The organism is Thermobifida cellulosilytica TB100 (assembly GCF_001517975.1).
In the GTDB taxonomy this organism is placed as follows: Bacteria; Actinomycetota; Actinomycetes; order Streptosporangiales; family Streptosporangiaceae; genus Thermobifida; species Thermobifida cellulosilytica.
Genome location: NZ_KQ950181.1, coordinates 283,344 through 297,544 on the forward strand (window position 1 = coordinate 283,344; position 14,201 = coordinate 297,544).

General features: G+C 70.1%; 15 protein-coding genes and 1 tRNA gene. 3 read left to right on the forward strand and 13 right to left on the reverse strand.

The features are described from left to right. Nucleotides 1–100: 100 nt before the first annotated feature. Nucleotides 101–472 (forward strand): helix-turn-helix domain-containing protein, encoded by a 372-nt coding sequence (locus AC529_RS07540; protein WP_068755036.1) that lies wholly within the window; start codon nt 101–103, stop codon nt 470–472. On the opposite strand, the gene AC529_RS07545 is transcribed toward AC529_RS07540, so the two are convergent. From AC529_RS07545 to AC529_RS07590, 13 genes are all read right to left on the reverse strand, one after another. Next, nucleotides 459–1,253: an ImmA/IrrE family metallo-endopeptidase gene (locus tag AC529_RS07545; protein WP_198156339.1), complete on the reverse strand. Its 795-nt coding sequence runs from the start codon at nt 1,251–1,253 to the stop codon at nt 459–461. The two genes, AC529_RS07540 and AC529_RS07545, sit on opposite strands and share 14 nt — an antisense overlap. Continuing rightward, nucleotides 1,250–1,684, reverse strand: coding sequence for a hypothetical protein (locus AC529_RS20390; RefSeq protein WP_077687065.1), 435 nt, complete (start codon nt 1,682–1,684; stop codon nt 1,250–1,252). The genes AC529_RS07545 and AC529_RS20390 overlap by 4 nt, the downstream gene beginning before the upstream one ends. Beyond that, on the reverse strand, nt 1,681–2,106 hold the full coding sequence (locus AC529_RS20395; RefSeq protein ID WP_198156340.1) for an AbrB/MazE/SpoVT family DNA-binding domain-containing protein: 426 nt from the start codon (nt 2,104–2,106) through the stop codon (nt 1,681–1,683). The genes AC529_RS20390 and AC529_RS20395 overlap by 4 nt, the downstream gene beginning before the upstream one ends. A 56-nt stretch (nt 2,107–2,162) precedes the next feature. After that, the gene (locus AC529_RS20010; protein WP_157080106.1) at nt 2,163–2,378 is read right to left on the reverse strand and encodes a hypothetical protein; all 216 of its coding nucleotides are present in this window, start codon (nt 2,376–2,378) and stop codon (nt 2,163–2,165) included. Between the two features lie 181 nt (nt 2,379–2,559). Beyond that, nucleotides 2,560–2,636 (reverse strand) — tRNA-Pro (locus AC529_RS07555). Nucleotides 2,637–2,774: 138 nt separating this feature from the next. Continuing rightward, entirely contained in the window at nt 2,775–3,104 is a 330-nt protein-coding gene (locus tag AC529_RS07560) for an STAS domain-containing protein (protein ID WP_068755041.1), read from the reverse strand. Nucleotides 3,105–3,107: 3 nt separating this feature from the next. Beyond that, the gene (locus AC529_RS07565) at nt 3,108–5,186 is read right to left on the reverse strand and encodes a glycogen debranching protein (RefSeq protein ID WP_068755043.1); all 2,079 of its coding nucleotides are present in this window, start codon (nt 5,184–5,186) and stop codon (nt 3,108–3,110) included. Further along, a complete protein-coding gene (locus AC529_RS07570) occupies nt 5,183–7,009 on the reverse strand; it encodes an AGE family epimerase/isomerase (RefSeq protein ID WP_068755045.1) in 1,827 nt (608 codons plus the stop codon). Before AC529_RS07570 ends, AC529_RS07565 begins: the two co-directional genes overlap by 4 nt. Beyond that, nucleotides 6,999–7,631, reverse strand: coding sequence for a DJ-1/PfpI family protein (locus tag AC529_RS07575; RefSeq protein ID WP_068755048.1), 633 nt, complete (start codon nt 7,629–7,631; stop codon nt 6,999–7,001). The genes AC529_RS07570 and AC529_RS07575 overlap by 11 nt, the downstream gene beginning before the upstream one ends. 83 nt (nt 7,632–7,714) lie before the next feature. Further along, nucleotides 7,715–8,164: a nuclear transport factor 2 family protein gene (locus AC529_RS07580; protein WP_068755050.1), complete on the reverse strand. Its 450-nt coding sequence runs from the start codon at nt 8,162–8,164 to the stop codon at nt 7,715–7,717. 31 nt (nt 8,165–8,195) lie between these two features. Next, nucleotides 8,196–8,735: a thiamine pyrophosphate-dependent enzyme gene (locus AC529_RS20400; protein ID WP_198156372.1), complete on the reverse strand. Its 540-nt coding sequence runs from the start codon at nt 8,733–8,735 to the stop codon at nt 8,196–8,198. Then, nucleotides 8,687–9,805 (reverse strand): thiamine pyrophosphate-binding protein, encoded by a 1,119-nt coding sequence (locus AC529_RS07585; protein ID WP_198156341.1) that lies wholly within the window; start codon nt 9,803–9,805, stop codon nt 8,687–8,689. The genes AC529_RS20400 and AC529_RS07585 overlap by 49 nt, the downstream gene beginning before the upstream one ends. A gap of 26 nt (nt 9,806–9,831) precedes the next feature. Beyond that, the gene (locus AC529_RS07590; RefSeq protein WP_068755052.1) at nt 9,832–10,659 is read right to left on the reverse strand and encodes a type 1 glutamine amidotransferase domain-containing protein; all 828 of its coding nucleotides are present in this window, start codon (nt 10,657–10,659) and stop codon (nt 9,832–9,834) included. 513 nt (nt 10,660–11,172) lie between these two features. Between AC529_RS07590 and AC529_RS07595 the strand changes: the two genes are divergently transcribed. Together AC529_RS07595 and AC529_RS07600 are read left to right on the forward strand one after the other, a co-directional pair. Beyond that, on the forward strand, nt 11,173–13,128 hold the full coding sequence (locus AC529_RS07595) for an alpha-1,4-glucan--maltose-1-phosphate maltosyltransferase (protein ID WP_068755053.1): 1,956 nt from the start codon (nt 11,173–11,175) through the stop codon (nt 13,126–13,128). Then, a partial coding sequence (locus AC529_RS07600; RefSeq protein ID WP_269745534.1) for an alpha-amylase family glycosyl hydrolase occupies nt 13,125–14,201 on the forward strand: 1,077 nt, incomplete at its 3' end. The genes AC529_RS07595 and AC529_RS07600, both read left to right, overlap by 4 nt.

Below are 14,201 nucleotides of genomic sequence, written 5' to 3' on the forward strand. Positions count from 1 at the left end.
ACGGGACCGTCTCCCTCGTCGGGTGACGGTCCCGTGACCTGCGATTTTATCCGTCGGGATGCTGCGAAACTACTGCCAACAAGCGCGGAGAACTGCGGAATTGGCCGATCTCCTGGCCACGGCACGCAGCTCGACACGAGAGGCGGCCGACCGCCCGCTCCCCCGGCAGAACACGCTGCATCGCTCGGTCGTCAAGCTCCTGATCGAGGACTACGAAGCCGGAGCGTCCACGTACGAGCTTGCCGAGCGGTACAACGTGCGACGCAACACCGTCCGCGACACGCTCCGCCGCGCAGGATTCGACCTCACCGTCAAGGCGAAGCGCGCAGCCCTCAGCGAGGAACAGAAGGCCGAGGCTCGGCGCCTGTTCGCCAGCGGAGCGACCCGACGCGAGCTGATGGAGATGTACGGAGTGAGCGAGTCCACGATCAGACGGGCGCTGCGTTCGTCAGTTGAGCTCACGATGAGTTGACATGAGCGAGCGGTGATCGTGCCGTTGCGATCGCATATAGATCAAGCGGGAGACCGGCGCCAGACAGGAGCTGTTGGTCATCGATGCCCGCCTCGTTCATCACCTCACGGGCTCGAGCGAGCATCGATGGCGCCTCAAGGGATGAGATTCTGCCGGGTTCAGCACGTCGCCAACCGTTCTGCGACATACGAATCATGGCATTCCTATACGTCACGTCTCCCATGACGCCCAGCGTACGAGCCCGATAGAGAAGCGCAGCGAGGCTGACGCCCCAATGCTCCTTTAGCTCCGCGAGTTTGGCCCAGCCCCGACCCGCAGTCGTCGCGGGAAGATGCGGCCCGATCTCCTCGGCTGGCATCAGGAACTCTGCGGCGAAGCGGTTGGCTTGCTCCTCCGCAACCTTCCCGCCAGGTTCAGCATCGTGGTGCATGATCAGGTGCCCGATCTCGTGGGCAACATCGAAGCGCTGTCGGTAGTAGTCGTCCTTCACAGGATTGAGCACGATGATCGGGCGCGTGCCGGTGTGCAGGGAGTAGGCGTCAATCGCCGCGATGCCAGGTTCGCTAAACACGACGACCACACCAGCGCGCTCCGCCAGCCGGACGACGTGCTGGATCGGCCCCGGTGTGACACCGAAGAAGTCCCGGGCTTCGCGCGCTACTTCCTCCGGTAAGGCATCAGCTTCATCGGGAGCCACGGGGAGATCGGGCAGCAACGTCTCGGGGAGCTCAACGACCTTCTCGAGGAGTCCGGCGATCTCCGTGACGAAAAGGCGGCTCACCTGTCTCGTTTCGCGAGCCTCCGGAAGTACTCGGCGAGCACGAAGATGCCGACACAGATCGCGATGTCCTGCAAAGTGAGCCCGATACCGATGGCTGCGAACCGATCGCGAAAGAAGATCGTGACCAGAAGGAGCACGACATCGGCAGCGCCCGAGACGAGTGCGAGCCACATCGCGGCGCGCCGATTCCACAGGGAGACGATCAGCGCCAGCATCACGCCGATGACGTTGATCCCGAACAAGACGAGGAGATACCACGGGTAGTCCGCGAAGTACTCCACGCCCGCCGAGGTGTATCTGTCTGTGAGATACGCCTGATTCCGGGTGGCGACCATGACGAAGTCGTACAGGCCCACCGACATGAAAAATGTGGCGACGACGACGATCAGCCACAGGTGCCATGGGCGGGACTTTCTTGGTGGCGCGCTCACGAGTGGCCCTCCTCGCCAGACGGCGAGCCCAGCACCTTGCTCATCACATCGGCGTACTCCGCGGGATCGACCAGCGCGATGCCTCGCTCCACGTCGGCCATCAGCAGCAGAGAATCTCCGGGCCCGAGGCCAAACATGTCCCGCACTTCCTTCGGAATCACGATCTGCGACTTCGGGCCGAGCCGCACGGTGCTGATCCACTTGCCTTCCGGTCGCGCGTCTGCCCCATGCATTGAGAGTAGCACGATTCTTACTTTTACTACACAATGAGGTGTTCTCACCAGGGCCAGTGATTTGATCGGCGCGACGACGCGCTGACCTGCAGGTTCGTCCGGCGGGTGGTTTGGCAGCAGCAGGGTCCCAGGACCAGGATGCAAGTCGCCAAACACACAAACCGGACGACTGGGACCCTGCTTGATCACCTATCGTGCCACCCTCGACGTGCCCACCCACACCTGGAGCGTGGTGACCCGCTGGATCACCGCCCACCGCCGCGCCCACGACATCCGGCCCTGGCAACGCGCCGCCACCGCGAGGGCGCAGGCGCTGCTGGTGCTGCAACGCCAGCGACGAAGTCCGCCGACGCCTCAACCAGGCCATCTTCAAGCACATCTTCATCGACCACGACGAGATCATCGACCACGACCTCGAAGACCCGTTCGGAGACCTGTTCACCGTCCAGACGATCTACCACGCCAGCACCATCGGAGCACCGCCTGGCCGCCTGCACGACCTCGCCCGGGCTTCCTGGGCCAAGCACTACCAGACCACGAAGAAGAAGGGAGCCGCCCACATGGGCGACTCCCTTACTTCGTTGACCCTGGAAGCTCCTCCAAACCCGGCCCATAGGGTCGGTATTTGCAGTAAGCCTCACCTGGTCGGGACGGCGGGATTTGAACCCACGACCCCTTGACCCCCAGTCAAGTGCGCTGCCAAACTGCGCTACGTCCCGGTGTCGGCTGCTTTCGCCTGCCAACGGGATCAACTGTAGCGCATCGCGCGGCATGGTCGTGACAGGTTTGCGCGCGGCCCGGGGCTTCCGCGGTCCCGTCGGCCCGGCCACCGCGGTGCGGGTTCCGCCCGGCCGGGGTCAGCCGACGAGGGCCTCCGGCTGCTCCACGAAGGTCACGGCCCGGGCGAAACCGCCCAGCCGCACGGCGTCGCGCACCGCCTCGCTCGCGCCGTCGATGATGATCTCCACGCCGGGTGCGGTGTGCTGCTGGGCGAAGGCCAGGCAGCGCACGCCTCCCGGGGTGATGGACTCCAGGCCGTGGGCCCGCAGCACCAGGCGGCGCAGCGGCCGCTGCACCGCCTGGTCGATCAGCGAACGGAAGACGGGCAGCGCGCTGTCGTCGAGCACACCCGACAGGTACAGGGTCGCGGTGGTGTCGTTGAAGCCCAGGAACGCCTCGAAGTTCACGGTTCAGCTCCTTTCCGGGGACGGGTCTGCGGGGTGGGCGACCAGGACGACGGCCGAGTGGCCGTCCAGGACCAGGGAGGCGGGGGAGTCGAGAGAGGGCTCCTCGCCGACCGGGAAGGCGTCGCGGCCCGGTTCGGCGGCGGTGTCGGCGAACCGGTGCCAGCGGGATCCCGCCGGTGCCGGGGGCGGTTCGATCCGGGTGGCGTCAGGGCGGGCGTTGACCGCGACGAAGACGGTGTCCTCCGCCCCGTCGGGGGACCGGTGGTGGAGCAGCGCCGCCACCAGGCCGGAGCCGTCCGACCAGTCCGGCTCCCAGGGGCGCCTCCCGTGCCAGCTCACCGGCGGGTAGGCCCAGCCCGCGGGGGTGATGCCGTCGGGGTGGCGCGGGCGCCGCAGCGCCGGGTGGGCCTGGCGGAACCGCAGGCAGCGCGCGGTGAAGCGCACCAGGTCGGCGTTGCGTTCGGCGAGGTCCCAGTCCACCCAGCCGACGGCGTTGTCCTGACTGTAGGCGTTGTTGTTGCCGTGCTGGGTCCGGCCGAACTCGTCGCCCGCCAGCAGCATGGGGACGCCGGTGCTCACCAGCAGCAGGAGCAGCGCGTTGCGGACCTGGCGGGCGCGCAGCCGGTTCACGCCGGGGTCGTCGGTGGGGCCCTCCACGCCGCAGTTCCAACTGTGGTTCTCGGCGATGCCGTCGGTGCCCCCCTCGCCGTTGTCGCGGTTGCGGGGGCGGTCGTAGGCGGCCCAGTCGGCGAGGGTGAACCCGTCGTGGCAGGTGACGTGGTTGACGGAGACCAGCGGTCCGCGGCTCCCGTAGAGGTCGGGGGAGCCGACGAGGCGCGTGGCGAGTTCGCCCGCGCTGCCGGGGCGGCCGATGAGGAAGCGGCGCACGGCGTCGCGGTAGCGCCAGTTCCACTCCGCCCAGTGCCCGTAGGACGGGAAGCGGCCGAGCAGGTCGGCCCCTGCCGCGTCGGTGGCCTCGGCGATGAGCCTGCGGTCCGCCAGCACGGGGTCCTGGGCGATCTCCTCCAGCAGCGGGGGCCGCTCCAGCAGGGCGCCGTCGGGGCCGCGGGCCAGGATGGGGGCCATGTCGAACCGGAAGCCGTCGATGTGGAACTCCTCGGCCCAGTAGCGCAGGCAGTCCAGGATGAACGCCCTGGTCACCGGGTGGTTGGCGTTGACGGTGTTGCCGGTCGCGGTGAGGTTGCGGTAGGCGCCGTCGGGGGTCAGCAGGTAGTAGGCGGGCGCGTCCAGGCCGCGGAAGGACAGGGTGGGCCCCCGGTGGTCGCCCTCCGCGGTGTGGTTGAACACCACGTCGAGGACCACCTCGATGCCGGCCCGGTGCAGTTCGCGGACCAGTTCCTTGAACTCGCGTGCGGGGGCGGAGGGGTCGGCCGCGTACCCGGCCTTGGGGGCGAAGAACGCGACCGTGTTGTACCCCCAGAAGTTGCGCAGCGGCTCCCCGGTGTCCGGGTGGGAGTAGGTGTTGTCGGTCTCGTCGAACTCGAAGACGGGCAGCAGTTCGACGCAGTTGACGCCCAGCGCGGTGAGGTGGTCGATCTTGGCGCGCAGGCCCGCGAACGTGCCGGGGGAGGCGACCCCCGACGACGGGCTCCGGGTGAAGCCGCGCACGTGCAGCTCGTAGATCACCAGGTCCTCGGTGGGGATGCGGGGCCGTACCACCCCCTGCCAGTCGAAGTCGGCGCCGTCGGCGCGGACCGCGCAGCGGTAGCGCGGGCGCTCGCCCCACCGCTCGCCGCCGGGGACGGCCCTGGCGTGCGGGTCGAGCAGGAGCGCGCCCCCGGCGGCACGGTAGCCGTAGTGGGCCCGGTCGGGGTCGAGGCCGAGGACGACCATCGCGTGCACGTCGCCGAAGCGGGAGCCGGCGGGGAACGGGACCTCCGCCAGCGGCGCGCCGTCGTCCCGGTCCAGCAGGACCAGCCGCAGGTCCCGGGCGTGGGGGGCGTGCACGGCGAAGTGCACCCCGCCGGGCACGGGGTGGGCTCCCAGCCGCCGGGGGGCGCGGGGGAGCGCGGTGAGCCGCTCCGCCCAGGCGGGGCGGGGGCGCGAGGCCGTCGTGGTCATCGTCGCTCCTCCACCGGTCGGACGCGGACGCGCACGGTCAGCGGCGAGCCGGTGCGGGGCAGGGACACGGTCAGGGTGTCGGGGTCGAACGCGGAGTGGGGCAGCCCGTTGACGGTCACCGAGTCCAGCACCGCCGAGCCGCGGGGGAGGACGTCGGGGGCGACCCGCAGCAGCCCGCCGGGGAAGTCGGCGTCGCCGTTGGGGCGGAACCACAGGTCGATCGGCTCCCGGTGGACGAGGAGCCGGGTGTAGACCTCGGCGAGGTAGCACAGTTCCGCCTTGTGGTACAGGCTCATGGCGTGGCTTCCCTTCAGCCGCTCGTTGCCGACGAGGTAGGGCAGCCCCTGGGCGAGCACGGTGAAGTACACGCCGCCCTCGTCGTGGTCGAGGAAGAAGGCGTTGTAGAAGGCGGCGGACTCGCGGGCGTGGCGCAGGAACTCGGCGTCCCCGGTGCGCCCGGCGAGGATGAGGTAGGCGAGGATGGCCTGCTCCTGCTGCCACCACGTCTTGCGGTCGTGCCAGACGAACTCGTGGCGTCCCCGCACGGCGGTGCGCTGCACCAGGTCGTACCACCCGCCGCGCTGGGGGTCGCGTCCGTGCGCGGGCAGGGTGCGGCCCAGGCGCAGGGCCAGGTTCCGGTACTCGGGTTTGGGCAGGAGCGCGCCCATCCGGGTCAGGTTCCAGGCGATCTTCAGGTTGTGGCCGACGACGGCCCGGTTCTGCTGCCACCCCCAGGAGCGGTCCGGCGTCCAGTCGGCGTGGAAGCGCTCGTCGACGAACGGGCTCGGGTCGGGACCGCGGTCGGGCATGTGCGCCACGATCATGTCGAAGGTGTGCTCCAGCATCCGCAGGTAGCGGTCCTCGCCGGTGGCCAGGTAGAGGTTGAACAGGTAGGCGGGGGCGTGGTCGCCGACGGAGTTCCAGTTCTTGCGCGACCGGTTGGGGCCCAGGTGGTCGTCGTGCGGGGACAGGGTGACGGGGTCGATGTGGGAGAAGTAGCCGCCCAGGCGGGGGTCGGCGAAGAACCGTTCGAACAGGCGGACCGTGGCCTCCATGTCGGCCCTGATGGTCGGGTCGCCGGTGACCCGGTAGGTCTGGGCGAGCCCGACGAGCGCGTAGATCTGCTCGTAGGCGGGGATCGCCCGGTAGTCGTCCCCGAACTCCGAGGCGAACAGCTTGCGTTCGTGCGTCCCCGACACGTCGACGCCGTGGTACCAGTACACGACGTCCTCGGCGGGGTCGACGAAGCGCATGTGGTCGTGCAGGTAGCGCGACCCCCGCTCGGCGACGTCCAGGAAGTCCTCCTCGCCGGTGAGCATGTAGGCGGTCGCCATGCCGTAGACCATGCGCGAGATCGTGTCGGTCTCCTGGACGCGGTGCGCCGTCTTGCCGCCGCTGCCGCCGATCTCGGTCTGGTAGTCGCTGAAGTCGACCGGGCCGGTGCCGAACTGCGACCGGCGGTAGAACCGGGCCAGGACGCGCAACTGGTCCACCCACCAGCCGGGGTGCTCGAAGGGGAAGGAGCCGGGGTCGTCGCTGACGACGACGATGTGCCCGGCCTGGAAGCGCAGCCCTTCCGGGTCGGGGTAGACGGGGCCGTAGCTGAACACCAGCGCCCCGGGCCGCAGCAGGTCGTGCAGGCGTCCGGTGGCGTCCCGGTAGGGGGCGCCGAGGTTGCGCAGGAGCTGGCCGGAGGTGGTGTCGGTGAGGTGGACGGCCGCGGCGCGGCCGTCCAGCGTGCGCAGATCCACCCGGCTGCCGCGGCGGTCGACCACGTAGCCGGCGACCATGTCGGAGAAGGTGAAGTCCACCTCAGCGGCCATCGGACACCTGCCCGGAGGGGAGGGCGCGCGGCGCGCCGAGCCGGTCGATGACCGCCCTGGCCAGGAGGTGGCAGTGGTCCACGGTGCGCGAGGTGATCAGGTCCGTGTCCACGACCACGTCCTGGTCGCGGTAGTGCGCGCCCATGTTGCGGACGTCGCCCACGAGGTTGTTGTGGCAGGTGACGGGCCGTCCCCGGACGAGTTCGGGGACGGCCGAGACCAGCCACAGGCCGTGGCAGGAGAACGCCTTCAACAGGCGCGGGATGCGGAAGGCGCGGCGCATCAGCTCGACCGCGGGAGCGTGGCGGTCGACGTTCTCGGTGTAGCGCAGCCGGTCCGCAACCATGCCCGCGGGCACGACGAGCGCGTGGAAACGCGCCAGTTCGTCGTAGCCCAGCGACTCCAGGTCGCCGTCGACGGTGAGCGGCGCGCGCTGCTCGTGGCCGGTGAAGGTGAGTTCGGGGTGGCCCCACAGCCGGGTGAGGAGCACGACCTCGGCGCCCTCCTCCCGGAAGCGTCTGCGGTAGTAGGCGATCTCCTCCTCGACGAAGTCGTTCTCGAGCAGGATGCCGATTCTCTTGCCCGTGAGGAGGCCGGGCGAGGTGGGAGCGGTGGTTGCCATCGTGTGATCCCTGGGTCTGTCGGGGCCGGCCCCGCCCCGGGCGGCGCCGGGGCGGGGCCGGCGGGGCGGTCGGGCAGGGCCGGTCAGACGCCCAGATCGGCCGATCCGGGCATGGGGGCGAGGTCGTCCACGGTGTAGGTCAGGATGCGGGGCGTGCCGTCCTGCAACACCACCGACCAGGTCTGCGTGGCGTCGAAGCCGAGCCACTCGCTGTGCGGCGCCGGCGGGTTCCACACCTTCGTCTGCCAGTTGACGACGACGCGGACCTCGGCCCGGACGGGCGAGACGAACCGCACGTCGACGCTGGTCAGTTCGTGGACCTCGTCGAAGAAGCGGTGGGTGACGTCCCGGTACCAGGAGCGGAAGCCGTCCAGGCCGCGCAGCGTCCCCTCGGGGAAGTGCATCACCAGGCCCTCGTCGGCCAGGTAGCGGACCACCTCCTCCACCGGGGCGTGCCGGTCGAGGGCCTGGTACCACTCCTGGACGAGCGTGCGGACGGCCTCCTCGGTCAGTCGGGTGTCGGTCGTGGTCATGGGATGGTCCTCCGTTCTCTTCGGGGGCGGGTCACGCGGTGGCGAGGTCGACGAGGAACGGCCCCTCGTGGGAGAGCAGGTCGGCGACCGCGCTCTCCGCCTGTTCGGGCTTGTCCACCCGGATGCCGGGCACGCCCAGCGACCGCGACAGACCGGCGAAGTCGATGTCGGGGCGGGACAGGTCGAAGGCGTCCGGGTGGGCGTGCGGGGCGATCCCCAGGTCCCGCCAGTACTGCTCGATGTTGTCGTCGAGCAGTTGGTAGCGGCGGTTGTTGCAGATCACGAACTTGGCCCCGATGCCGTAGCGGGCGGCCGTCCACAGGGCCTGGATGGTGTACATGCTGCCGCCGTCGCCGGTGAACCCGATGACGGGCGCCTCCGGCCGGGCGAGCTTGATCCCCATCGCCCCGGGGATGCCCACGCCGAGCGACCCGCCCCGGGTCTGGAAGTACTGCCCGGGGGAGCGGGGCGGCAGGTGCCGGAAGATCGCCTCGGAGGCGGTCAGCGCCTCGTCGAAGACGATCAGGTCCGGCGGGGCCTGCTCGCCGAGGGCACGGGCGAAGCGCTCCAGGACCGTGTCCGGCTCCGCCCGTTCGGCCCCGCGCTCCGCGTCCGGCCGGGGGGCGGCGGGGCGCGCCGGCCCCGCCGTTCCAGCTCCCCGGCCAGGGCGGCGAGGGTGAGCCGCGGGTCGGCCGCGATGCCGAGGTCGACGGGGAAGTTCTTGGCGATCTCGTAGGCGTCCAGGTCGATGTGCACGACCGAGGCGTCCTCGCGGAAGGGGTTGCGCAGCTCGGGGAAGACCTCCGGGAAGACGTAGGTCCCCACGATCAGCACCGCGTCGGCGTCGGCGACGATGCGGGCGCTGGTCGAGCCGAACATGTGCCCCGTCTGGCCCCGGTACAGCGGGTGGGTGGTGTCGATGTTGACCTCGGAGGAGTTCACCCCGTAGACGGGGGCGCCGAGGCGTTCGGCGACGTCGGCCAGCTCCCGCTGCGCCCCGCTGGCGGCCACCCCGTCGCCCATGAGGATCAGCGGCCGCTCCCCGCCGAGCAGGGCGTCGGCCGCCGCGGAGACCACGGACGGCTCGGGGGCGACCCGGGTCGACGGGACCGCCGTGGGCAGCGCGGGCTCGGTCGTGACCTGGTCCAGCACGTCGGCGGGGAGGACCACCAGGACCGGCCCCGTGGGCGGGGTCATGGCGATCTTGACCGCGCGGCGCAGCACCCGCAGCACCGAGGACGGGTCGATCACCCGGGTGGCGTACTTGGTGACCGGCCGGGCCATGCCGACCAGGTCGGCGGCCATCTGCGCGTCCATGGCGTCGTAGCGGACCCCGGCCTCGCCCACCAGCACGACCAGGGGGGAGCCCCCGCGCTTGGCCTGGTAGAGGAGGCCGACGCCGTTGCCGAGCCCGACGCCCGTGTGGAGCTGGACCAGCCCGGGGCGCCGGGCGGCCCGGGCATAGCCGTCGGCCATGCCCAGGGCGACGCTCTCGTGCAGGGCGAGGACGTACTCGGTCTGCGACCCGCCGACCATGTCGAGGAAGCCCTGCTCGACGGTTCCGGGGTTGCCGAACATGTACCTGATCTCGTCGGCCGCCAACTGCTCGAACAGGGCGGCCTTGCCTGGTCTGGCACGCATGGAGCCTCCTTCGCGGCGCCCGCGGGTCACCAGCCGTACCGGCGCAGCCCGTTCTCCAGGACCTCGACGAGCAGCTCGCCGGCCAGGGTGGAGTCGGGGGTGGACCGCGCGGTGACGAAGGGGTAGTCGACGATGACGGACAGCTCCTTGCCGACGTTGCCGTGGAAGCCCCCGTCGGGACCGGTGGCGTCGCGCAGGATGTACTCCAGCGGGTAGGGCGGCGGGCCCATGTTGAACTCGACGCCGAGGAACCCGGTGCCGTCCTTGTAGTCGTACTCCTTGGGGTGGCCGGTGACGTGCTTGCCCCACAGCAGGCTGGTGCGGGTCTCCAGGTCGCGGGCGAACGCCAGGGGGGCGACCCCGTAGCACTCGCCCAGGATCGGCTTGTCCGCGGCGACGAACGCGAGGATCAGCTCGTGCAGCCGCTCGTTGTTGGCCAGGTCCACGATCGGCCCGCTGCCGCCGACGATGACGAGCGCGTCGAAGCTCGACAGGACCCCTTCGAGCGCCTCGTCCAGCCGGCGGTGGTACTCCTCCAGGGCCCGCAGGTGGTTGATCGCGCTGTAGTAGGGGCGCTCCGGGATCAGGTCGGCCAGGCTGAGCGGGTTGTCCAGCCGGTTGGACTCGTCCAGCTCGCGGCCCCGGCGGGCCATGTCCGGCGTGGTGACCGTGCGTCCGAGCGGCGGGTCGACGTACTCGGGGTCCAGGCTGGGCGGGAGCGCCCGCGCGCGCTTGCCGGTGGGGGTGGCGAAGGTGGTCCGGTAGCCCCGGGCGTCGAACACCTCCAGCGGGCCCACCAATTCCTCGGCCCAGTATCCGTACTCGGACAGGACCATGAGTATCCGTTTGGACACGGAGACCTCCTGGAAAGGAATGGATATTCGCGGCCGTTCCGGGCTTCCGTGGAAATCGAATTGATTTCTCGGCCGGCGGCCGATGGAGAGTCAACCCGCTGCGGGCCTCCCCTGGCAAGGCCTGTTTCGAATTCGCTGCGACAAGTCGAAGTTCGGATAATCGCTGTGTCCTGCGTCACATGCGGCGTTCCCGGAAACCTGGCAGAACTCCGTTCTCCTGCGTCTTTCCTGGTCGAGTGGGCTCTTGATTAGCCTTGTTTATGGATCGATTAGTCGCGAATACTTGTCGTTGCCGAAGGCTCTGGGGAGCATGAGCAACGGTTGGCGGTCGTACGCCTGAAATCTGGCCGGACCTTCGGAAGGCCGGCGGCACGCCGTTGCAAGAAACGCGGACGACAGCACTCCATACCGGCTGGACTGTGGTTTTGCGTACCCGATGAGCCGACTTTTTCGCGGTGACGGGACACCGCTCTGCGAGTACGGCCCGGGAACCGAAGCGAGAAATGGAGAACCATGCCCGAGCACGTGGTCATCGACGATGTTTCGCCATTGGTCAGCGGCGGAGCGCACCCCTCGAAAGCCGTGGTGGGCGAGCACGTCCCGGTCCGGGCGACGATCTGGCGGGAGGGGCACGAGGCCCTGGCCGCGCAGGTGGTCTGCACCGGGCCGGAGGGGAGGGCGCGCACGGTCCGCATGAGACTGGTCGAGGAGGGCCTCGACCGGTGGGAAGCGGTCGTGGTCCCCGACGCGGTGGGGATGTGGACGTTCCGGGTGGAAGCCTGGTGCGACCCGTGGGCCACCTGGCGCACCGCGGTCCGGGCCAAACTGGCGGCCGGGGTGCCGGACGCGGCGCTGGACAACGACCTGGAGTCCGGCGCCCGGCTGCTGGAGCGCCACGCCGAGTCGGCCGCGGCCCCGGACCGGGAGCTCCTGCTGGGGGCCGCCGCGGTCCTGCGCGACACCTCCCTGCCCGCCGCCGAGCGCGCGGCCCCCGCCCTCGGGGACGCGACCGGGGACGCGGTCGCCAGGCGGCCGCTGCGCGAGTTCCCCGCCCGCGGCGCGGAGCACCGGATGTGGGTCGACCGGCCCCGGGCGCTGTTCGGCTCCTGGTACGAGTTCTTCCCCCGCTCCACGGGCGGCCGGGACCGCAGCGGCCGCCCGGTCCACGGCACCTTCGCCACGGCGCGCGAGGAGCTGCGGCGGATCGCCGACATGGGCTTCGACGTGGTCTACCTGCCCCCGATCCACCCGATCGGCGAGGTCAACCGCAAGGGCCGCAACAACACGCTGACCGCCCGGCCCACCGACGTCGGCTCGCCCTGGGCGGTGGGCTCCCGGCACGGCGGGCACGACGCGGTCCACCCCGACCTGGGCACCGTCGAGGACTTCGACGCCTTCGTCGCCCGCGCCCGCGAGCTCGGCCTGGAGGTCGCCCTCGACCTGGCCCTGCAATGCGCCCCGGACCACCCGTGGGTCGAGGAGCACCCCGAGTGGTTCACCACCAGGCCCGACGGCACCATCGCCTACGCCGAGAACCCCCCGAAGACCTACGAGGACATCTACCCGCTCAACTTCGACAAGGACCCCGAGGGGATCTTCGCCGAGGTGCTCCGGATCGTGCGGTACTGGATGTCCCACGGCGTGCGCGTCTTCCGCGTGGACAACCCGCACACCAAGCCGCCCGGCCTGTGGCGTCGGCTCATCGGGGAGATCCGACGGACCGACCCCGACGTCGTCTTCCTCTCCGAGGCGTTCACCCGGCCCGCGGTGCTGCAAGGACTGGCCAAACTCGGCTTCTCCCAGTCCTACACCTACTTCACCTGGCGCACCACCAAGCGGGAGCTCACCGACTACCTGGAGGAACTCGTGGCCTGCGCGGACTTCCTGCGGCCCAACTTCTTCGTCAACACCCCCGACATCCTGCCCGGGCACCTGCGCGACGGGGGCCCCGCCGACTTCGCGGTCCGCGCCGCGCTGGCGGCGACCCTCTCCCCCAGTTGGGGCGTCTACTCCGGATTCGAACTGTACGAGAACCGGGCGCTGCGGCCCGACGGCGAGGAGTACCTCGACTCGGAGAAGTACGAGCTGAGGCCGCGCGACCACGCGGGCGCGCGTGCGGCGGGCCGGTCCCTGGAGCCGTGGATCGCCACGCTCAACCGCCTCCGCCGGGAGCACCCCGCGTTGCAGCAACTGCGTACGCTGCGCTTCCACGAGGTGGACGACGACAGGCTGATCGCCTACTCCAAGTCCGACCCCGCCGGCGGGGACCGGGTGCTGTGCGTCGTCCTGCTCGACCCGTCGGCCCCGCGCAGGGCCGAACTCCGGCTGGACGAGTCGGTCCTGGGGGCGGAGCGCGTCAAGGCGCGCGACGAGATCGACGGCGGACTCGTGGAGCTGTCCCCCGCCGGCACCGTCGAGGTCGACCCCGCCCGGTCGGTCGCCCGCGTCCTGTCCTGGAGGGTGCGGTGAGCCCCACTGCCCGCGCCGGGGACGCCTCCCCGGGACGCGCCTCCGCGCTGACCGACGATCCGCACTGGTACAAGCACGCGGTGTTCTACGAGGTCCTGGTGCGCAGCTTCTACGACTCCAACGGGGACGGCACCGGGGACCTGCGCGGTCTCATCGAGAAGCTCGACTACCTGCAGTGGCTCGGCATCGACTGCCTGTGGCTGCTGCCGATCTACGAGTCCCCGCTGCGCGACGGCGGCTACGACATCTCCGACTACATGAAGATCCTGCCCGAGTTCGGCCAGATCGCCGACTTCGTCGAACTGGTGGAAAAAGCCCACGAACGCGGCATCCGGGTCATCACCGACCTGGTCATGAACCACACCAGCGACCAGCACCCCTGGTTCAAGGCCTCCCGCGAGGACCCCGACGGCCCCTACGGCGACTTCTACGTCTGGTCCGACACCACCGAACGCTACGCCGACGCCCGCATCATCTTCGTCGACACCGAGCAGTCCAACTGGACCTACGACGAGGTGCGCGGCCAGTACTACTGGCACCGCTTCTTCTCCCACCAGCCCGACCTCAACTTCGAGAACCCGGCCGTGCAGGAGGCCGTCCTGGAGGTCATGCGCTTCTGGCTGGACCTGGGCATCGACGGCTTCCGCCTGGACGCCGTGCCCTACCTGTACGAACGCGAGGGCACCAACTGCGAGAACCTCAAGGAGACCCACGAGTTCCTCAAACGCATCCGCAGGATCGTCGACGCCGAGTATCCGGGGAAGGTCCTCCTCGCCGAGGCCAACCAGTGGCCGGCCGACGTGGTGGACTACTTCGGGGACCACGAGTCCGGCGGCGACGAGTGCCACATGGCCTTCCACTTCCCGCTCATGCCGCGCATGTTCATGGCCGTGCGCAGGGAGAGCCGGTTCCCCATCTCGGAGATCCTGGCGCAGACCCCGCGCATCCCCCGCAACTGCCAGTGGGCGATCTTCCTGCGCAACCACGACGAGCTGACCCTGGAGATGGTCAGCGACGAGGAACGCGACTACATGTACGCCGAGTACGCCAAGGACCCGCGCATGCGCGCCAAC